The organism is Pedobacter steynii (assembly GCF_001721645.1).
In the GTDB taxonomy this organism is placed as follows: Bacteria; Bacteroidota; Bacteroidia; order Sphingobacteriales; family Sphingobacteriaceae; genus Pedobacter; species Pedobacter steynii_A.
This window is the reverse complement of sequence record NZ_CP017141.1, coordinates 1-19175: the sequence shown is the minus strand read 5'-3', so window position 1 is coordinate 19175 and position 19175 is coordinate 1. Positions and strand designations below refer to the sequence as shown.

The following is a 19175-nucleotide window of genomic DNA, read 5'->3' as shown; positions in this document are numbered from 1 at the left end:
ATACCTTCGGGGTCAACAATGAAACCCTTATTTAAAAATTTAATGAAGCTTAAACACTTTTTACTTCTTGGCATTATCTTTTCCGTAGATCCTGTCTTTGCTCAAAAACCATTGACGAGCTATGTGGACCCCTACATCGGTTCAGCGGCTCATGGCCACGTATTTGTAGGTGCCAATGTTCCATTTGGAGCCGTACAGTTAGGCCCAACCAATGTTTTTGAAGGCTGGGACTGGTGCAGTGGTTATAATTATGCCAGCAATACGATTATAGGCTTTGCCCATACCCATTTAAGCGGAACGGGTATCGGCGACCTGAACGATATTTTAGTGATGCCTGCAACAGGTCCTTCACAACTCAATTATGTATCCACTTTTTCTCATGATAAAGAAGTGGTAAAAGCAGGGTATTATAGTGTGATCCTGGATAAGTATAAAATTAAAGCAGAGCTGACCAGTTCAGAAAGGGTCGGCTTTCACCGTTATACTTTTGAAAAAGGATCAAAAAATCCACATGTGATGCTGGATCTGAATGCGGGGGTAGGATGGGACAGTCCGGTGGAAACCTATGTGAAGCAAATCAATCCCACAACTTTAGTCGGCTATCGTCATTCTGCGGGATGGGCCAGCGATCAGCGCCTGTATTTTGCCGTCCGGCTTTCGCAGCCCCTGAGCAGTCTTTCCTTATCGGATAGCACCAGCTTAAGCACAAACAGAAAAGAATTAAAAGGTAAAAGAGTTAAAGCCGTTCTGAACTTTAAAGCCATTAACCAGGCCATTTTAAAATTGAAAGTAGGACTTTCTCCGGTGAGTTATGAAAATGCACTGGCCAATATCACAGTGGAAATTCCGGATTGGGATTTCGAACAGGCCAGATTGAAGGCCAATAATAAATGGGAAAAGGAATTGTCCAAACTGAAAATCAATGCAGATGAAGACGTAAAAAAGACATTTTATACCGCCATGTACCATACCATGTTCGCACCATCTATATTTAATGATGCCAACGGCGATTACAGGGGTACAGATAAAAAAGTATACCCTAAGGCAGATTTCAACAACTATACCACTTTCTCTTTATGGGATACCTACAGGGCTTATCATCCGCTGTTTACTTTCCTTCATCAGGATAAAGTATCCGATGTGGTGAATACGTTCCTGGCGATTTACAAACAGCAGGGAAAATTGCCGGTATGGCACCTGATGGGCAGTGAAACGAATACGATGATTGGCTACCATGCGGTTCCGATTATAGTGGATGCTTACCTGAAAGGATTCAAAGGATTTGATGCCAATCTTGCTTATGAGGCCATCAGACATTCTGCGATGCAAAATGTAGAAGGGATTCAATATGCACAAAAACTACAATATATCCCTTCTGAAAAGGTGATCGAATCTGTGGCAAAAGGACTGGAGTATGCTATTGACGACTGGTGTATTGCACAAATGGCAAAAGCCATGAATAAAGAAGCAGACTATAAATACTTTAGCCAGAGGGCTCAGTTATACCGCGAATATTTTGACCAGCAAAGTCAGTTTATGCGTGGTAAAATGGAGAACGGAAGCTGGAGGACCCCATTTAATCCGGTTGCTTCGAAACACCGAGAAGACGATTATACCGAAGGAAATGCCTGGCAGTATACCTGGCTGGTTCCTCAGGATCCCGAGGGACTGATCCAGCTGTTTGGTGGTGATGCCCCTTTTACCAGAAAGCTGGATACGCTGTTTAGCATGAGCTCAGCTATGGAAGCTGGCAGCTCACCGGACATTACCGGTTTAGTGGGCCAGTATGCACAGGGAAATGAACCGAACCACCATATCCCTTATTTGTATGCCTATGCTGGTCAGGCATGGAAAACGGCAGATCTGGTACGCCATATTACCGATTCCTTATACACGAACAAACCAGACGGCTTATGTGGTAATGAAGACCTTGGCCAGATGTCGTCCTGGTATGTTTTTTCAGCAATGGGCTTTTACCCTTTAAATCCTGCAAACGGAACGTATGTCTTCGGTTCTCCTTTAATTAATGACGCGGTGATCTCCCTTCCGGGAAATAAGAAATTCCGTATTAAAGCAGAAGGAAACAGCAAAGAGAATAAATACATCCAGAAAGTGGTATTAAATGGTAAACCCTATTTAAAATCTTATTTACGCCATAAAGACCTGGTAGCAGGTGGAGAGCTGATCCTCTTTATGGGCGCTAAACCTTCAGCAACCTGGGGAGTAAACCCGGCAGACCGGCCCCGTTCGGTAGCCATCGAATGATGAATTAATCTTTAAACAATAAACAATCTAACCAAAACCCTATGATGAACAAAAAAAACATGTTAAACAGCCTGGTGGCTGTAGTAACAGCAGGACTGCTTTTCTCAGCCTGTACAAAAGACGGACCTGTGGATGGAACGGACGTAACGGCCCCATCCACAGCTACGGCTAAAACCGGGCCTATCAGTGTCTGCTATGTGGAAGTGAACAACAACAATATCCTGAATGTTGGGAATTACACCCTGAAAAATGGCGGACAACAACTTTTCGATATTGCCATTATTTTTGCTGCGAATATCAATTACAATACGACAACCAAAAAAGCGGTGTTGTTTAATAATGATAAAGTAACCAAGGTACTGAGTAATAAAGCGACGTATATCAAGCCGCTACAAGACAAAGGAATCAAAGTTTTACTCTCTATTCTTGGAAACCATCAGGGAGCAGGCTTCTGTAATTTTACCAGTCGCGCTTCAGCAAAAGAATTTGCCCAGCAACTGAGCAATGCAGTGACTACCTATAATCTGGATGGAATCGACTTTGACGATGAATATGCAGAGTATGGTGTAAACGGAACAACTCAGCCAAACGACAGCTCATTCGTGATGCTGGTACAGGAACTCAGAAAACTAATGCCAACCAAACTGATTACTTTTTACTATTACGGACCTGCGGCTTCAAGGGTACAGTGGAACGGACAAAGGGTAGGAGATAACGTGAACTATAGCTGGAATGCCAATTACGGTAGTTTTTCAGCTCCGAATGTTCCACCAATGGGTAAAGCAGTATTAGGTCCGGCCGCAGTATGGATCAATCATACCAGCGCCAGTACGGCCAAATCATTGGCACAATCCACCAAAAACCAGGGTTATGGGGTTTACCTGGCTTATGACCTTCCGGGAACAAATATGGCTACTTATCTTTCTTCATTTTCAACGGTATTGTATGGAGATAGTGTGAAATTAAGCTCACCGCTGCAAAGCTGGCCTTAAGCGGAATTAACTAAATTATATCAACCCTATATCCCCCCGAAAAATGAAAAACTTTAAAATTTGCTTACTTGGCCTGGCCTTGCTGGGCTTCGGAACAGCCTGTAAGAAGAACCCGCCAACCACTGGTACAGATGTAACCACCGGAACTTTAATTGATTACAAAAACAGTCCTCACCAGCTGAGCGTGGGCTATTACCGCACCTGGCGCGACAGTGTAACCGAGAGTGGAAATGCAACGAGTATGCGCCGTCTGCCGGACAGCCTGGATATGGTGATGGTATTCCCGGATTATACCCCTCCTGAAAATGCTTACTGGAATGTGCTGAAAACCAATTATGTCCCTTATTTACATACCAAAGGAACGAAAGTAATCATCACTATTGGTGATTTGAACAGCGCGACCACTACCGGCGGACAGGACTCTACCGGTTATGCAGCCTGGGCAAAAACCATATATGATAAATGGGTAACAGAGTATAACCTGGACGGAATTGATATTGATGTGGAAAGCAATCCAACAGGAACTACGTTAACAAAAAAAGTGGCTGCAGTGAAAGCCTTGTCTAAGTATTTCGGGCCAAGATCGGGTACCGGTAAAAAGTTCATTTACGACACGAACCAGAACCCTACCACCTTCTTTACTTCCATTTATAAGCTAATCGATTATACGTTTTTGCAGGCTTACGGCAGAAGCACCAGTAATTTAACGAGCACCTTCAATCTGTATGCGGCTTACATTACCCCTGATAAATTCTTACCTGGTTTTTCTTTCTATGAAGAGAATGGGGCAAGCTGGGGAGATGTACAGTATCCTGATGCGACCCTGCAAAGCAGGTGTTATCAGTATGCGCGCTGGCAACCTACACAGGGAACCAAAGGAGGCGTGTTTTCTTATGCTATAGATCGGGATGTCCCTTATATCACGAACAGTATTATCGCTGCGGATTATGCGGTAACCAAAAAACTGATCAAAATCATGAATCCATAATCATGACCGATTAATATTTTCAGAAACAGGCCGTTATTTTTAATAGCGGCCTGTTTTTGTCTAAAACAAAACGGGGAGAAATTTTGCCTTTCTTCGCAGAATTTCAACTTTTATAGGTTCCAAATAAGCGGTCCCAGATGCTGGTGTAAAAACCGAAGTTACGGGTAATGTCCTGGTGGTGATCATGGTGAAAGCTGGAGCTTCCCAGATATTTTAACAGCGGTTTACTGCGTAGCTGAGCACTTAAAGGTTCTATCCCAAGATGTCCAATCATTCCGAACAATATATTGACCATCAGGTAGATCATAATGGCATAAATATTAAAAGAAGATGCCAGCAATAATAAGAGCCAAAGCGAACCAAAACCAAGGGTTTCCAGCGGATGCAATACGAACAAGTCTATGGGTTTAGGGTTTACTGCTTCATGATGGAGTCCGTGTATCGCCTGATATAACCAGGTTTTATGAATGACATAATGGAAGAGGTACATCAGCAGGTCCATTGCCAGAAACAGGATCAGCAAATCACTTAAAATGAATAGCGAAAACTCCGTACCGATGATAATGAAACCCTGTTTCCATAACCAATAACCCAGATAAGTAATTACCGTATTCAGTACATTGGTTATTCCGCAGATCAGCCAGTCCCTGGAAGTATAATGGTATGCCGGCATTGCCGCGGGAGAAAAATATTGACGGATGATTTTTCCCGACCATAAGACCATCAGGGTAATCAGAATGTTTTCCAATAAAAATACCGGCCATAAATAAATGGCCGGTAATTCCAGTAAATAAGCTAATCCATCATTTATCGTCATCTTCCGTTTCTTCCAGTTTGCCTTCTTTATTTCTTTTCAGGGCAACTTTTGGACTATCCTGCGTTCCCGTGATGCTCAAAGGGATTCCGATCAGACCAAAGGGAGGCAGGCCAAGTCTGCCACTGATATTTAAACGTCCGTCAAAGCTCACCTGTCCTTCAAAACGAGGCCTGAATCCGGCTACACGCATTTTGAACCTTTCGATGGTGATGATGTTATTTTTGATGGTGCTTTTGATGTTTACTTCAGACAGATCAGGATTGCTTAAGCTATCCCGGCGGGTGGCTTTACTCACTGCATTCATGAATTTGAAACCCATCATACTGATCTTTTTAACGGAGAGTGTTCCTCCGCCTTTCAGAGAAGGGAAAACAGGAAACATATCTTTATTCAGTTTTCCGGAAAGCTGATAATCCAGTCCGATAATCCCTTTTATTTTGGATGCCGAAGTAGCCAGTTCGCGGAAGAGTTTAATTTCTTTATATGCTTTGGAAACATCGAACTCCTTAGCAGAGATGTGGTAGTCGAAACTTGCAGAAGTAGGAGTCAAACTTTTATAGGTTGCCTCCATGCTTACCGGGGCATCAATCAGGTTAAAACTACTCTGGCTCAGGGTCATGGTTCCGTTATTCAGGGCTAATGTTCCCTTTGCATCTTTAATTTTCAGTCCGTTATAATATACTGAACCGGCATCAGCGGTTACAGAAACATTCAGGTTGTTTGGAATAATGATGACTCCGGCTCCGGATGTTGCTTTTCCAGGTTGCGCAGGGGCTTCATTATACACCATAAACTCGTCTGCAAAAAGCTGTTTGGTCTGCAGGTTAAAGTTACCGGTAAGCATGGCCTTTTCCGACAATACATAATTGATGATATTGCCCAGATGGCCGCTCATGGTAAAGTCGGACTTTCCGTAACTGGCATGGAAACGTTCAAATTTCATCTTATCCTGTGCAAAAGAGAACAATCCGTTTTTGATAAAGAAAGATTTTGGAAAAAGGTCTGATTCAAGTGTCAGCGCTTTAACCTCCACTCGTCCTTTGTTGTTCAGCTTTTGATACCGGCCATTCATGGCATCACTCTGTAATCCTTTAAAGGAGACATCAGTAAACACGGAACCTTTGACATTGTAGCCTTTGATGGCAAATAACTGGTACATTTTTCCGATGTCAACCGTTCCTTTGGAGCTGACGTCATAAGACATATTATCAAAATTCCGAAGGTCTGCTTTCAGCATAAAAGGCTGACCTGCCATTTGAAATGAGATCGGCTTGATGTTCAGCTGTGTACCTCTTAAGCTTCCGTCTCTATTGACCAGGGTTCCGTCCACAACGATTTGTTCCAGAGGCTGATCAAAATGGGCCGTTTTAATGCGTCCGTTTGCAAGTTTGATACTGGCAGTAGTTACCGGGAATAGTTTTTTAAGTTTATTATAACCACCCTTGCTCTGCACATCCAGGTGTAGCTCACCACTAAGTTCCAGGTCTTTGAGGGGATAGAAATTTTTGATCTCCGCAAAGTTGATCATGGATTTTAACCGAACGTCTATCGGGTTGTTTTCTGCCGTTTTTAATTTGGCAAAGCCCCTGATATAATTGCTCAATGCCTGGATATTAATGTCGCTGATCTCGAGTTTGGTGTTTTTGTAATTGCCATCCGGATTACTGCCGTTCATGCTGAAATTGATCTTGTCGATCGCTGCCGGAAGGGAAGCATATTTGAAATAACCGTTACTTACCGAAGAGGTTAAACTGAATTTCGGAATGGTGGCAATCACGGTATCAATTTGTCTGATTCCACTGCGGACTACCTTTCTGGTGTATTTGCCGTCTGCATCCAGGTCAAGGGCATAATGGCCTCTGATCTGGTCCAGCCCAAATACTTTAGCCCATTTGCCCATATCTATAGATGCCCTTGTTTTGATGTAAATTTCGGGTTCTTTTAATCCCTTTAGTTTGACTACCGAACTGACATGATCTTTCCCCATATTGAAATACAGGCTGTCCATATTGATGAATAGACTGTCCATATTCAGACTGGGTAATTTCGTTTGCAGGTTCAGGTATAAATTACGGATGGGCTCCGGTGCTTTAGGATTGGAAATTTGTCCGTCACGGATTTTCATATTAAAAGAAAGGGTAGGCATGGTTTTGCTTTTTGCCAGATATTTTCCGATCAGGGAAGCATCAATTTCGGCATAACCTTTAATATCGGTTTGTTCCATGCGGCTTGCCAGGGCAGGGGGCATGGCAGAAAAAATATTATGAAGGTCCGTCTCTTTGGCTTTAGTTCTAAAATTGATGTCATACCCATCCTTCAGAAAGGAGAAGCGGCCCACAAAATGGATTGGGAGGGAATTGATTTTCAGGTCATTTTCATCAAACATCAGATCCAGGGAATTGGTATTGATTTTGGTCAGGAGTTTGGCATTTACCTTTTTATTCAGCAGGTAAGGAGCCCCATCGTAGTAAAGGTCAAGGGTATCGATCTCTGCCTGGCTTTTCAGGTCAAATATGGCCTTACTTAAATCTCCCTGTCCGGAATAATTTAACCCTTTGGCACTGATCATCATCGGAACAGAACGGTCATTATAAATGAGGTTACTTTTCTTGATAAAGATGCCTTCAATTTTCAGGCCTGTGGCGCTGCTGTCTGTTTTCTTTGTGGTATCCGTTTTACTTTGATATACGTTATAATTGGCATTCCCTTTTTCATCTACTTCGATATGGATGTCAGCCTGATCAATAAAAATCTGATCTATTTTTACCTGATCTGAGAAAACAGTACTCAGGTCTACCCTGAAGGATAATTCTTTGGTGAATAGCAAGGTATCCTGCTGGAAGGGCGCAGCACCTTTTAAAGATAGGTTATGAAGGCTAAAAGTAAGGGAAGGAAAATGCTTAAAGAAGGATAGGTTACTGCTGTCGAACTTCACTTCTCCTTTGATATTTCCGTTGAGCCATTTTTTTACCTCCCTGGAAATGGTATCGGGCAATAAATAAGGGGTAATAAATAAGAGCAGTAACACCGATGCAAGCGTTATTCCGGTAATTTTAAGAACTTTTTTCAATCTGTGTGGTATTAAATAGATATTGGAACAAAGGTAATTCTTTAAAAATTAAAAACATATAAAATGAAAAGTCAGATCAGATTCCGGCAGGATAGAAAATTATAGGCAGTTCGCAGATATTTGAATTGCTTTAAGCAAACTAAAACACGATTATTGTATTTACGAACAGTATTCCTGGGGGAATACTTTAAAACTTAAAGATCAGATCATGAATGAAGACGAAATAAAAGGGGCTTTCCCTGAGCTTTCCAATGAGGTGTTGGCTAAAATTGATGAACTTTCCGAAAGCGGGAACGACTGTATGGATGAGGAGGATTTTGATGGGGCAGTGGAAATCTGGGAAGAAGCATTATCTCTTATTCCTGAACCTCAAAACCATTATATACAAAGCGTTTGGCTAAATGCTTCCATAGGGGATGCTTATTTTCTGCAGGATGATTTTGGTACGGCGCTGACTTACTTTCTGACGGCAAAAGGTAATGTGGAGGAAAATGTCTATTCCAATCCTTTCATCATGCTGCGTCTGGGAGAATGTTACCTGGAGGAGGGCGATCAGGAAAGGGCTAAGGAATTCCTTTTAAGAGCGTATTTATTGGATCCCGAAGAGATCTTTGAAGGGGAGGATGACAAGTACCTGGAATTTTTAAGCAGCAATGTAAATCTAAAAGAACAGCCTTAAAATAAGCATATGACTGTTACACCCGGCATCTCTAAACTGCGATGCCAGGTGTTTCTACCGGTTTATGTTTCCATCGCTTATGGCTCCAAAGCCAATATCCTCCGGATTCTGAGAGCGGATCTGGCAATAAACGGGAATGGATTCAGCTATAAAATTTGTACCTTGTAGGGGATAATTTTCACCTATAAAAAAAACTGTTATGAATCAGAAAGAAGTAAACGACGAATACGTAAATGCGGTAAATAAAATTGAAACGATCCTGAAGTTCGACAAAAGTGTTTATCCTACTGCTACAGATTTTATCAACCATCTGCTGGGGCTGGCGAAAGAAAACCATTTTCAGGTGCTGACAAAAGATGGTTCCAGCCTGGAGGATGCAATTAAAGGATAACTTCAGGTATTGTCTTATATTTATTGATATGAAACAAACGCTGATCGTCGTACTGTCAATGATGTTAATATCATTTGGTGGTCGTAATTCTTTTGCTCAGTCAAAGAGCCTGTTTAACGGAAAAGATTTAACTGGCTGGCACAGTGATGTACCTGATCATGATCAAAATCCAAACATTGAGCCGTCCTTCATTGTCCGTAATGGGCTATTGGTCAGTATGGGAACCCCGGGAGGGCACCTCATCACGGATGCTATTTATCAGAATTACCGCATTGAGCTGCAATACAGATTTTCATCTAAGCCAGGAAACTGTGGGGTACTGGTACATGCTTCAACACCAAGAGCGCTTTATGGGATGTTCCCAAAATCAATTGAAGTGCAAATGCAAAATAAGAATGCAGGAGATTTTTGGTGTATAGAAGAAGACGTTACCGTGCCTGACATGGAAGTAAGACGTGGTTCAAAGGAAAAATGGGGGGTAAATGGCGACAAGCTGCGGAGGATCAAAAGGAGGATAGACGGGGTTGAAAATCCTGTTGGCGAATGGAATAAAATGATTGTAGAATGTCTGGATAATAAAGTTAAAGTCTGGGTCAATGATCAGTTTGTAAACTACGGCTACGATTGTACTGCCAAAAGCGGAAATATAGCTTTACAGGCTGAAGGATCTGAGGTTGAGTTTAGAAAGGTCTGGATAAAACCCATTAAAAAACTAAGTAAAGACTAAACAGAAAATTGTCCTATCCGGTATTTCCGGACATCCAATAAGAGCCCGATCATGATTTATGATACGGGCTTTTTTATTTTTTTTCTAAAAAAGATACGGAAGAGTTATAAGTAAATGAATATTCATTTATATTTGTGTGCTCAATTGTAAAACTATGCGTATCAGAGATGTAAATAAAGTAGAGTTGGTAAAAGAAAAGGCAGTTGAACTACTTGTCAAGGTTGGTTTCGAGGGTTTTACCATGGGTAAACTGGCCAAAGAATGTGGGATTTCAGTAGCTACACTTTACATTTATTACAAGGATAAGGACGACCTGATTTTGCAGGTGGGTATGGAAGAAACGGAAAGAATGAGTGCCATGATGCTGGCAGATTTTGATCCGGAAGCTCCTTTTGCGGTAGGCTTGAAACAACAATGGAAAAACCGGGCAAAGGCTATGCTGGAAAATCCTTTATCGGTACAGATGATGGAGCAGCTGCGAACCTCGACCTATCAGGAGAAAATTTTTGAACGCCTGATTGAAACCTTTAAATCTACTCTGGGCAAGTTCATGCACAATGCCGTACAGAGAGGAGAGATAGAGGCGATGCCATTGGAAACTTACTGGTCTGTGGCCTTTGCGCCATTATACAACCTGATCCGTTTCCATAATGAAGGCCGGAGTATGGGCGGCCGGCCCTTTGTATTAACCGACGAGGTCCTTTGGGGCACCTTTGACCTGGTGTTAAAAGCTTTAAAAAAATAACCTAAAATGCAAAAACTATGGAACTCCAAATGAAAGACATCCTGCTTTTTAAGACTGACATCCGCACTGAAGGAGATAAGCAGCTGATCGCAAAAGTGATGCAGGAATACCAGATTGCAAATTGGACCGTGGACCAGGATGATGTCGACTGTGTCCTGAGGATCGTATCCTCCCAATTAAAACTAAACGATGTCATTGCGCTGGTCGTCCATAATGGATACCAGTGTGAAGAATTAACTTAATCAAAATTATTCTAATGGAACAAACACTCCCCAATCCCAATATTGCCGCCCCATTTTCGGGGTACCAGAAGCTGGTCATAGCTTTACTGGCCTTACTTCAATTTACCATTGTACTCGACTTTATGGTGCTTGCACCGCTTGGCGATTTTCTAATGAAATCATTGTCTATTACACCAAAAGGTTTTGGCCTGGTGGTTTCTGCCTATGCTTTCAGTGCCGGGGCCTCAGGAATCCTGGCAGCCGGTTTTGCCGACAAGTTTGACCGGAAACAGCTATTACTGTTTTTTTACACCGGATTTATCATCGGAACCCTGTGCTGCGCCATGTCTACCACTTATGAAATGCTGCTTGGCGCGAGAATCGTAACCGGCCTTTTCGGTGGAGTCATCGGAGCGATTTCTATGACCATCGTAACCGATCTTTTTGCCATTCACCAACGCGGACGCGTAATGGGTTTCGTACAAATGGCTTTTGCCGCCAGTCAGGTGCTTGGAATTCCGGTAGGACTTTACCTGGCCAACATCTGGGGCTGGCACGCGGCTTTCTTTATGATTGTAGGCCTCGCGATTCTGATTGGCCTGACCATTTTGTTTAGGGTCAAACCGATTGATCAGCACCTGGCACTTCAGTCCGATAAAAATGCTTTTCTACACCTGTGGCATGCCATCAGCAACCGTTCTTATCAAACCGGATTTCTCGCTACCGCTTTTCTGAGTGTAGGTGGTTTTATGCTGATGCCCTTTGGAAGTGCCTATCTGATCAATAACATTAAAATTACCCAGGCGGAATTGCCGGTAGTCTTCATGCTTACCGGAGTTGCTTCTATCATTATCATGCCTTTGATCGGTAAATTAAGTGATAAAGTAGACAAGTTTATGATCTTTTCCGCCGGATCTGTTCTGGCAGTTGTGCTGATCCTGATCTATACGAACCTGAGTCCGGTGCCGCTATGGGAAGTGGTGGTGCTGAATATGATCCTTTTTATGGGAATTATGAGCCGGATGATTCCTGCTACTACTTTAACAATGAGTGTACCGGATATGAAAGACAGAGGAGCTTTTATGAGTGTCAACTCTTCTCTGCAGCAGGTAGCGGGCGGAATAGCCGCTTTATGTGCTGGATTGATCGTTACGCAGGAAACAAAAAGCAGTCCGCTGCAACATTATGATACTCTTGGTCTGGTCGTTTCTGTCCTGGTTTTAATTTGCGGCATTTTCGTATACCGAGTAAGCGTAATGGTTAAAAAGAAAGAACAGCAAGGCTAACTGGAAAGCGTTCAATATGGAACAATTTATGTTCGATATTGAACGCTTTTTTCGTAGGATATCCACCTGACGATGGATTTACGGATAGTTTAAGGATTTGGCATTGAAATGGTTTCTATGAGGCTGCTGACCAGTTTATCTATAAATACTTCATCCGATGTTTAAACTTAACTTAAAGATTGCCTTCCGTAATATCTGGAAAAACAGAAGTGCTTCATTTGTCAATATTGCCGGATTAGCATTTGGCCTTGCCGGTTTTATTTTGATTTTATTGTATCTGAATTATGAAACAGGGTATGACAAATGGTCTCCAAAATTGAAGAACGTTTATAAAGTTGGGGTACATTTTCGCGTAGGTGCTGCAGATGAATGGTGGGAAACCATGCCTGCAAGTTTTATTTCACTGATCAGGGAGAAATCTCCTGACGTAGAGAGTGCCAGCATCACCGGCTGGGGAAATGAAGTCATTGAGCATGACCGTCAGTTTTATTATGAGCTCAACGCCAGACAGGCGGACAGCACCTTTTTCAGAACTTTTCCATTTACTTTCCTTCAGGGAGATATCAATACCGCGCTTGATCAGCCTAAGAGTGTTGTGATCAATAAAAAGACTGCGGTGATGTTGTTTGGGACTGAACAGGTATTGGGAAAAACCATAAAGCTGGGTTTAAAGAAAGAGATCCATACGATCACCGGGGTTTGGGACAATGAAAAGAACCGGACTCATTTCTGGGCAGATGTGATCACTCCTTTACCCATGCCTACAGAAGAGCATTGGGGCAATTTCAGTAACAATTCTTACATCCGGTTAAAAGAAGGGGTAGATCCAAAAGTGGCCCTTCCTAAACTTACCCGTTTGTTTATGGATGCCAAAGCACGCTGGTCGGCCAGGAATGCAAATAAGGTGATAAATACTAAAGGATTGCTGACTATAGCGGAAGCTCAGGCAATCCTGAATGAAGGAAGAGACAGTAAAACGGAACTGATCTATGAGCAGGTCGGGACTGTGTTTACCAGTTCCGTTTTCTATGGAAAAAGCAAAACAACAACGATGTATGTGTTGTCGGCACTGGCTATATTTTTATTGGCCATCGCGTGTATTAATTTCACCAATCTGGCTATTGCGCATGCCGGAAAACGCGCCCGTGAAATCGGGGTGAAGAAGGTATTGGGTGTAGAAAAAAGAATGCTGGTGGTTCAGTTTCTGTTTGAGACGTTTTTACAGACCACCTGTGCTTTTTTAGTAGGATTAACACTGGTGGAATTGCTGTTGCCTTATTTCAATAGTTTATTAGGTACCCAGCTCAGTTTATTCGGTGCCGGGAATGCATTCCTCTTGTTTCTGCAAGTGACTGTCGTCTTTATTCTGGTGACCCTTTGTGCCGGTTTGTATCCGGCAGTTTATTTCTCCGGATTTTTACCGGTTAAGGTATTGAAGGGCAATTTTGACCGGAGTGCCAGAGGTGTGTTCATCAGAAAGGTACTGGTGGTTACGCAGTTTGTGATTACCTGTACTTTTATCATCTGTTTTGCCGTGATGTTTAGTCAGCTTAAGTTCATGCGAAACAAAGATGTTGGCTTACAAAGGGATCAGGTGTTGTCTGTGAATGTACAAACGGATCGGATCAAAGAAATGCCTGCAGATAAGTTTGAACAAATCCGTCAAAGACTGAAACGCATTGAAGGGGTAAAACAGGTCACACTTTCCAGTCGTTCTCCCTGGGGCAACGGTGGCAGTTCGGGGGATTTAAATTACCTTGGACAAAACCTGATGGTACAGGATTATTATATTGGTTTTGATTATTTTGAAACGCTGGGTGCTGTTCTAAAGAGTGGCAGAGCCTTTTCCAATGCCACTTTTCGGGCAGATACGACTCATGTAGGCTCAGTGGTAAATGAAGCGATGGTAAAGGCACTTGGCCTCAAAAAGCCTATTGGAACTGTTTATGAACGTGGAGGGACAAACTACCGGATTCTTGGTGTAGTAAAAGATTTTAATGACCATGGGTTTGAGACTGAAGTAAAACCATCACATTTTATTGTGAGCCAGCGCTGGTATCAATATGGAAACCTGCTGATAAGCATCCATGCTGAAAATCCTCAGGAAACTTTAAAAAAGATCACCGAAGCCTGGACAAAGATCGAACCCGGCTTACCGGTCAGGTCCACCTGGCTCGACGAGTCTTTTGCTAAAAATATGAAAGATTACCAGCGCCAGGGAGTCTTGATGCAGGTGTTTAGCATCGCCACACTTTGTATTGCTTTGCTTGGCCTCTTTGCCTTAGCGACCTACAATGCCAGGGTCAGAACCCGGGAAATTGCAGTCCGAAGAGTACTTGGAGCCTCTACTTCCGGAATCTTAAAGCTCCTGAACAGAGAGTTTGTAGCATTGGTGGCAGTGGCCAACATCATTGCCTTTATCATCGCTTATATCCTGATGAACAAATGGCTGAATGGTTTCGCCTATCGCATAGAGGTGCCGGTCTTGTTGTTTGTACTGACCGGATTCTTATCGCTGTTGCTGACGATTCTTACCGTAAGCTGGCAGGCCTATAAAGCGGCCATGACCAATCCTGTTGATGCCCTGAAATATGAATAATTAAAACAGCTGGATCGTAGTTGCGTTCTGAGCCGCTGCGGGGGTATTCATTTTCTTTTTCAGGAGCTCATGAATCTTTTTCATGAGTAAATGAGGATCTTCCCAATTGCTGGCTTCTGCCGCTATTTCTGTAGCAGTACGCATTTTGTACAGCTTATTCTCTGCTGCCAAACGATGTTGCTGGAACAAATGAACCAGTTTCTGATCAGATTTACTTTTCGGCTTTCCGCGGATCTGTTTATTCAGCGGGTTGATCACCTGAAGGTTGATTTCTTTTGAGAAGTAATTGAATGCCGCTTCAATTCTGGCATGGATGGTTTTATGATCTTTTAGGCCGCTGTCTTTCTGTAATTGACGGAGCTGGGACTGAAAGCGTGAGGAAACATCCTGAAGTGCTTCTTCCGACCGGTTTAGGTTGCCTATTACCGACCTCAGTTCGGCGTCGTTAGACTTCATGATTTCATGATCTGAAGTTACTGTATTCAAAGACTCTATCACTTCCTGGAAAGAGAATACATTGGTAAATAAATGAATGATATATCTTTCCTGTGCTGACGACAAGAGTTCGCTGAGTGCGCCTTCATTACCGGTATTCATATAGTTCAGGACTTCCAAATTGGAGCGCAGACTTTCCTTATTGATTTTTGAGCGGAGGATCAGTCCGTTTAAGGTGCGGACCCTGCTGAGCGCCACATATACCTGTCCGGAAACAAAGGAATTACCCGCATCGATAATCGCACTGTCGAAAGTTAAACCCTGACTTTTATGAATCGTTACTGCCCAGGCCAGCTTGATCGGGAACTGATAAAATTCTCCTACCTGCTGCTGAACAATAGCCTGGTTTTCATTGGCTTTATATTCAAATGATTGCCAGGAAGCCCTTTCTAACAGAAGGTCTTCCTCATCGGGGAAGGAAATGTAGATTTCTTCGCCGGCGATGGATTTTATTTTTCCAATCTTACCATTGTAAAATTTTCTATTTTCGCCGGTATCATTCTTAATGAACATCACCTGAGCCCCTATTTTTAACCGCAGGGATTGTTCTACAGGAAGGTTCTGGACATTCAGTGTCCCGTCTACCTGCCCTTCAAAAATATAGTCTTGTCCTTCCAGCTCATCCAGTTTTTCATTATTCACTGCATTGGCCTCTGCATTGTGCGAGGTGATGATGATGTGATTGGATCCTTCTTCTTGTTTGAAATCAGGGTCAAAGCGCTGGTTCAGGATGGCCAGTCTGGCTTCACCGATCTGGTTGTTCCTGATGTCGTTCAGAATCTCAACGAATTCAGGTTCTGTTTGTCTGAATACCGTTTTCAGCTCGACCTGGAGCAATGGGTGTTGTTTGACTACTGTCGCCTCAAAGAAATAAGGAGAGGGGTATACCTTACTTAACAGGTCCCAGTCTTCTCTCTTGGTGACTGGTGGGAGCTGGAACAAATCGCCGATCAGCAGGAGTTGAACACCTCCAAAGGGGGCATCATTTTTCCTGACCATCCTGAGGATGGCATCTACGGCATCAATCACATCACAGCGAACCATAGAAACCTCATCAATGATCATCAGTTCCAGTTCTGTCAGCAGGCTTTTTCTTTCTCTGGAATAGTTGAGTTCAGTAAGCAGGTTTTTGATGGAGACTACACCCGCCCTTAAACTGGCCAGGCTCACATCTCCCGGAAAGAAGGATCCCGGAGGAAGCTGAAACAGGGAGTTGATGGTGACTCCTTTGGCATTCATTGCCGCCACGCCTGTTGGTGCGACGATGACCGTCTTTTTTGCGGTCGTTTCTTTTATCTTTCTGAGTAAAGTGGTTTTTCCCGTTCCGGCTTTTCCGGTAAGGAAGATACTTTGATTGGTATATTCAATAAAGGAGATGACTTTGTCAAAAATTTCATTGGAAGGGGCCGCAGTGCTCATATCTGCAAATTTAACCTAAATTTTTTAATGAATCAGGAAGTTAAGGCAATGATTTCAGGCAATCTGAGACAATTGTTTGAACAGCAGGGGATTCATAATGGTGATCACCGGGAAGTAGCCTGAGCCGGAAATTTTTTAGCTTCAATTCCTGTAAGGGTTTAGGATTTTCCGCCATACCATAGTAGCAGCTGACCGGCATATTCAGCTTTTCCACCTCCGGAATGACTTTATATGCTTTATCGTCTCCGGCCAGGTTGAGCAGGTCTGAGGTATGGACTTTAAATGCAGAGGAAGCAAAGGGGGAGAGTAATTGCAGGCCAGCAATTCTTCTTTTTGCCGGGGCAGGGAGCCGGTTGTAAATAAAGGGGACTACATCGGCACCAAATGAATAACCGCAGAGGTAAATTTTATGGGCTTTATATTTCCTGCCATAGGAGCGAAGCAGCATCCATACTTTTTTAGTCAGTTCTTCCGGAGTTTTCTGACTCCAGAAGAAGTTTCTGGAATTGAAGCCTATGGTATGAAATCCTTTTTCCGAAAACTGCCTGGCCAGCTCATCTTCAAATTCCAGCCAGCCTCCGTCGCCGGACAGAATAAGTATCATTTTCTTCGAATCAGAATCGGCAGAAGGGTAGAGGATGATCGGAAGCCCGAAGTCATCTCGTTCGAGTCCGGCATGATTTGTTTTTCTATCGCGGAGAAATAATCCACAACTGGAAAACAAAAGAACCATAACCATAGCGAAACCAATTTTCCAGCGCTCCATCCGTTCTTTTTATTCTTTATTTTATTGCCTTGCCTTATGTCAGATTAATAATGTAAATTACACAAAAAACACCTGTACTACCAACAACGAAATCCACATTTTTTGAGTTATCCACAGTTAACAAAAGTTATCCCACCTGTATAGATTTAGGAATGAGTGAGTTAGGAAAAAGGTGAGATTTTCCATCCGAATGTTGGTAAATTTTATGATCTTCGCACTCCCAAAACGACGGGCCCATCCGCTGTTTGAAAATTATAAACCGTAAAAATTAAAGAAGAACTATGCAAAACACTTGTACTCAAGTATGGAATAACTGTCTCCAAATTATAAAGGATAATATCCCGGCCCAGAGCTTTAAAACCTGGTTCGAGCCGATATCTGCCCTTAAGCTGGATGGTAGCGTTTTAACCGTACAGGTACCTAGTTTATTCTTTTATGAATGGCTTGAGGAGCACTATGTGGCGTTATTGCGCAAGACTGTTAAACAACAGCTTGGCACAGAAGGAAGATTGGAGTATAATATTGTGGTGGATAAGTCTACCAATGGGGCTTTACCGTACACCACTAATATGCCTTCAAACGGAAGCATGTCTTCCACAAACAGGAAACAGTCAATGCCTGTTCCGGTAAATGTAAACAGAGATATTAAGAACCCATTTGTGATTCCGGGATTGAAGAAGATGAATGTAGACCCACAACTGAATTCAAATTATACCTTTGATACTTTTGTTGAGGGTGACTGTAACCGCCTTGCCCGTTCGGCAGGACATGCGGTATCCGCAAAACCAGGAGCAACCTCCTTTAACCCTTTAATGATTTATGGTGCTTCAGGTCTTGGTAAGACCCACCTTGCACAGGCGATTGGAAATGAGATCAGACAAAACCTTCCTGATAAGCTGGTGATCTATCTTTCCTGCGAGAAGTTCTGTCAGCAGTTTGTGGAATCATTGAAAAACAATACGATCAATGATTTCGTGAATTTCTATCAGGCAATGGATGTAATCATCATGGATGATATCCACAACTTTGCCGGGAAAGAAAAAACGCAGGATATTTTCTTCCATATTTTCAACCACTTACACCAGTCGGGTAAGCAGATCATCATCACTTCAGATAAATCACCTAAAGACCTTACCGGTCTGGAAGAGCGTTTGCTAAGCCGTTTCAAATGGGGGCTTTCTGCGGATCTTCAGATTCCAGAACTGGAAACCAGAATTGCCATTCTGAGAAAGAAAATGTATGCTGATGGGATTGACCTGCCTGATGAGGTTGTTGAATATGTAGCACACAATATAGACAATAACGTTCGTGAGCTGGAAGGTGCAATGGTTTCGCTATTGGCACAATCCACAATGAACAAAAAGGAAATCGATTTGCAATTGGCTAAATCGATGTTGAAGAACTTTATCAAGAATACCAGTAAAGAGGTTTCTATGGATTATATCCAGAAGCTGGTTTGCGATTACTTTGAGGTTCCTGTACATTTACTGAAAGCGCCTACCCGTAAGAGGGAAATCGTTCAGGCGCGTCAGATCTCGATGTACTTATCTAAAGGAATGACCAAATCTTCATTGAAAACTATCGGTGCGTTTTTTGGGGGCAGGGATCACTCTACAGTAATCTATGCCTGTCAGACAGTAGAAGACCTGATCCAGACCGATAAGACGTTCAGGGCCTATGTAAATGATATTGAGAAGAAATTAAAAATGAGCTAA

The 19175-nt window shown here is 42.7% G+C and carries 16 protein-coding genes; 12 read left to right on the top strand and 4 right to left on the bottom strand.

Annotated features, from left to right (window positions below; all coding sequences use genetic code 11):
* Nucleotides 1-42: 42 nt before the first annotated feature.
* Genes BFS30_RS00075 through BFS30_RS00065 form a run of 3 tightly spaced genes read left to right on the top strand, consistent with a single transcriptional unit; the run spans nt 43 to nt 4245 of the window.
* Entirely contained in the window at nt 43-2265 is a 2223-nt protein-coding gene (locus BFS30_RS00075; RefSeq protein WP_069382200.1) for a GH92 family glycosyl hydrolase, read from the top strand.
* 41 nt (nt 2266-2306) lie between these two features.
* Entirely contained in the window at nt 2307-3257 is a 951-nt protein-coding gene (locus BFS30_RS00070; RefSeq protein ID WP_208603018.1) for an endo-beta-N-acetylglucosaminidase H, read from the top strand.
* 43 nt (nt 3258-3300) lie between these two features.
* Entirely contained in the window at nt 3301-4245 is a 945-nt protein-coding gene (locus BFS30_RS00065) for an endo-beta-N-acetylglucosaminidase family protein (protein WP_069377405.1), read from the top strand.
* A gap of 103 nt (nt 4246-4348) precedes the next feature.
* On the opposite strand, the gene BFS30_RS00060 is transcribed toward BFS30_RS00065, so the two are convergent.
* Together BFS30_RS00060 and BFS30_RS00055 are read right to left on the bottom strand one after the other, a co-directional pair.
* The gene (locus BFS30_RS00060) at nt 4349-5062 is read right to left on the bottom strand and encodes a sterol desaturase family protein (protein WP_069377404.1); all 714 of its coding nucleotides are present in this window, start codon (nt 5060-5062) and stop codon (nt 4349-4351) included.
* Nucleotides 5049-8132 (bottom strand): AsmA family protein, encoded by a 3084-nt coding sequence (locus tag BFS30_RS00055; protein ID WP_069377403.1) that lies wholly within the window; start codon nt 8130-8132, stop codon nt 5049-5051. Before BFS30_RS00055 ends, BFS30_RS00060 begins: the two co-directional genes overlap by 14 nt.
* Before the next feature lie 208 nt (nt 8133-8340).
* On the opposite strand from BFS30_RS00055, the gene BFS30_RS00050 reads away from it, so the two are divergent.
* The 8 genes from BFS30_RS00050 to BFS30_RS00020 all read left to right on the top strand — a co-directional run bounded on the left by BFS30_RS00050 (nt 8341) and on the right by BFS30_RS00020 (nt 14780).
* Nucleotides 8341-8811 (top strand): tetratricopeptide repeat protein, encoded by a 471-nt coding sequence (locus BFS30_RS00050; RefSeq protein WP_069377402.1) that lies wholly within the window; start codon nt 8341-8343, stop codon nt 8809-8811.
* Nucleotides 8812-8820: 9 nt separating this feature from the next.
* Nucleotides 8821-8979, top strand: coding sequence for a hypothetical protein (locus tag BFS30_RS27640; RefSeq protein ID WP_157262835.1), 159 nt, complete (start codon nt 8821-8823; stop codon nt 8977-8979).
* 31 nt (nt 8980-9010) lie between these two features.
* Nucleotides 9011-9202 (top strand): hypothetical protein, encoded by a 192-nt coding sequence (locus BFS30_RS00045; protein WP_069377401.1) that lies wholly within the window; start codon nt 9011-9013, stop codon nt 9200-9202.
* A 28-nt stretch (nt 9203-9230) separates the two neighbouring features.
* Complete coding sequence (locus BFS30_RS00040; protein WP_069377400.1) at nt 9231-9929, top strand: 3-keto-disaccharide hydrolase; 699 nt, start codon at nt 9231-9233, stop codon at nt 9927-9929.
* Between the two features lie 154 nt (nt 9930-10083).
* Entirely contained in the window at nt 10084-10674 is a 591-nt protein-coding gene (locus tag BFS30_RS00035) for a TetR/AcrR family transcriptional regulator (protein ID WP_069377399.1), read from the top strand.
* 17 nt (nt 10675-10691) lie between these two features.
* Nucleotides 10692-10916, top strand: a complete 225-nt coding sequence (locus tag BFS30_RS00030) for a hypothetical protein (RefSeq protein WP_069377398.1) — start codon at nt 10692-10694, stop codon at nt 10914-10916.
* Between the two features lie 14 nt (nt 10917-10930).
* Nucleotides 10931-12181: an MFS transporter gene (locus BFS30_RS00025; protein WP_069377397.1), complete on the top strand. Its 1251-nt coding sequence runs from the start codon at nt 10931-10933 to the stop codon at nt 12179-12181.
* Nucleotides 12182-12338: 157 nt separating this feature from the next.
* On the top strand, nt 12339-14780 hold the full coding sequence (locus tag BFS30_RS00020) for an ABC transporter permease (protein WP_069377396.1): 2442 nt from the start codon (nt 12339-12341) through the stop codon (nt 14778-14780).
* On the opposite strand, the gene BFS30_RS00015 is transcribed toward BFS30_RS00020, so the two are convergent.
* Together BFS30_RS00015 and BFS30_RS00010 are read right to left on the bottom strand one after the other, a co-directional pair.
* Nucleotides 14781-16694, bottom strand: coding sequence for an ATP-dependent DNA helicase (locus BFS30_RS00015; RefSeq protein WP_069377395.1), 1914 nt, complete (start codon nt 16692-16694; stop codon nt 14781-14783).
* 40 nt (nt 16695-16734) lie between these two features.
* Nucleotides 16735-17460: an AcvB/VirJ family lysyl-phosphatidylglycerol hydrolase gene (locus BFS30_RS00010; protein ID WP_069377394.1), complete on the bottom strand. Its 726-nt coding sequence runs from the start codon at nt 17458-17460 to the stop codon at nt 16735-16737.
* 281 nt (nt 17461-17741) lie between these two features.
* Here BFS30_RS00010 and dnaA point away from each other — a divergent pair, with 281 nt between their 5' ends.
* Entirely contained in the window at nt 17742-19175 is a 1434-nt protein-coding gene (gene dnaA / locus BFS30_RS00005; protein WP_069377393.1) for a chromosomal replication initiator protein DnaA, read from the top strand.

Excerpts from the sequence above, each read along its gene's own strand:
- dnaA (WP_069377393.1), top strand. The coding sequence starts at position 17,742 with ATGCAAAACACTTGTACTCAAGTATGGAATAACTGTCTCCAAATTATA.
- BFS30_RS00075 (WP_069382200.1), top strand. The coding sequence starts at position 43 with ATGAAGCTTAAACACTTTTTACTTCTTGGCATTATCTTTTCCGTAGAT.
- BFS30_RS00070 (WP_208603018.1), top strand. The coding sequence starts at position 2,307 with ATGATGAACAAAAAAAACATGTTAAACAGCCTGGTGGCTGTAGTAACA.
- BFS30_RS00010 (WP_069377394.1), bottom strand. The coding sequence starts at position 17,460 with ATGGAGCGCTGGAAAATTGGTTTCGCTATGGTTATGGTTCTTTTGTTT.
- BFS30_RS00040 (WP_069377400.1), top strand. The coding sequence starts at position 9,231 with ATGAAACAAACGCTGATCGTCGTACTGTCAATGATGTTAATATCATTT.
- BFS30_RS00060 (WP_069377404.1), bottom strand. The coding sequence starts at position 5,062 with ATGACGATAAATGATGGATTAGCTTATTTACTGGAATTACCGGCCATT.
- BFS30_RS00015 (WP_069377395.1), bottom strand. The coding sequence starts at position 16,694 with ATGAGCACTGCGGCCCCTTCCAATGAAATTTTTGACAAAGTCATCTCC.
- BFS30_RS00050 (WP_069377402.1), top strand. The coding sequence starts at position 8,341 with ATGAATGAAGACGAAATAAAAGGGGCTTTCCCTGAGCTTTCCAATGAG.
- BFS30_RS00065 (WP_069377405.1), top strand. The coding sequence starts at position 3,301 with ATGAAAAACTTTAAAATTTGCTTACTTGGCCTGGCCTTGCTGGGCTTC.
- BFS30_RS00020 (WP_069377396.1), top strand. The coding sequence starts at position 12,339 with ATGTTTAAACTTAACTTAAAGATTGCCTTCCGTAATATCTGGAAAAAC.
- BFS30_RS00025 (WP_069377397.1), top strand. The coding sequence starts at position 10,931 with ATGGAACAAACACTCCCCAATCCCAATATTGCCGCCCCATTTTCGGGG.
- BFS30_RS00035 (WP_069377399.1), top strand. The coding sequence starts at position 10,084 with ATGCGTATCAGAGATGTAAATAAAGTAGAGTTGGTAAAAGAAAAGGCA.
- BFS30_RS00045 (WP_069377401.1), top strand. The coding sequence starts at position 9,011 with ATGAATCAGAAAGAAGTAAACGACGAATACGTAAATGCGGTAAATAAA.
- BFS30_RS27640 (WP_157262835.1), top strand. The coding sequence starts at position 8,821 with ATGACTGTTACACCCGGCATCTCTAAACTGCGATGCCAGGTGTTTCTA.
- BFS30_RS00030 (WP_069377398.1), top strand. The coding sequence starts at position 10,692 with ATGGAACTCCAAATGAAAGACATCCTGCTTTTTAAGACTGACATCCGC.